We start from the raw sequence: 737 nt of genomic DNA, 5'->3' as shown, positions 1-737 counted from the left end.
TCTCGAGGCCGACCAGCGCCACCTTCAGGTAGCCGGCGCCGCGCAGCGCGTTCATCACCTCCATCAGCGCGCCGTAGTCCACCGTCCTGGCCGCGCGCAGGAAGATGCGCTTGTCCTTGTCGCTGCCGCTGGCCGCATTCAGCGCCGCCGCCAGGCCCTCGCGCGTCACCGCCGCGTCGCCCAGCGCCAGGCTCAGGTCGGCCTTCACCGTCAGGAACACCGGCTTGTCCGGCCGCGGCTGGCGCTGCGCCGTCGAGGTCGGCAGGTCCACCGGCACGTCCACCGTCGCCAGCGGCGCCGCCACCATGAAGATGATCAGCAGCACCAGCATCACGTCGATGAACGGCGTGACGTTGATCTCATGGCTCTCCGCCAGGTCGTCCTCGCCGTGGTGCAGGCGGACCGACATCGCCCTACTCCGCCGCCTTCGACAGCGGCAGCGTGCCGCGGTCCAGGTCGCGGCTCACCAGCCGCAGGATCGCCGCCGACGCATCCGCCAGCAGCATGCGGTAGCCCGAGATCGAGCGCGCGAAGACGTTGTAGATCACCACCGCCGGGATCGCCGCCACCAGCCCGAGCGCCGTCGCCAGCAGCGCCTCGGCGATGCCCGGCGCCACCACCGCCAGGTTCGTCGTCTGCGCCTTGGAGATGCCGATGAAGCTGTTCATGATCCCCCACACCGTGCCGAACAGGCCGATGAACGGCGCCGTCGAGCCGATGGTGGCCAGGATCCCGGT

At 70.6% G+C, this 737-nt stretch carries 2 protein-coding genes; both read right to left on the bottom strand.

The genetic code is table 11. The features are described from left to right. Positions 1–409 (bottom strand): TonB system transport protein ExbD (gene exbD / locus FHP25_RS40500; RefSeq protein WP_147852693.1); only part of this gene is annotated, 409 nt, incomplete at its 3' end. A 4-nt stretch (positions 410–413) separates the two neighbouring features. Then, on the bottom strand, positions 414–737 hold a 324-nt coding region (locus FHP25_RS40495), incomplete at its 5' end, for a MotA/TolQ/ExbB proton channel family protein (RefSeq protein WP_178134154.1).

Source organism: Vineibacter terrae, assembly GCF_008039615.1.
Lineage (GTDB): Bacteria > Pseudomonadota > Alphaproteobacteria > Reyranellales > Reyranellaceae > Vineibacter > Vineibacter terrae.
The sequence above is the reverse complement of the archived record's forward strand: the minus strand, read 5'-3'. Positions and strand labels throughout refer to the sequence as shown.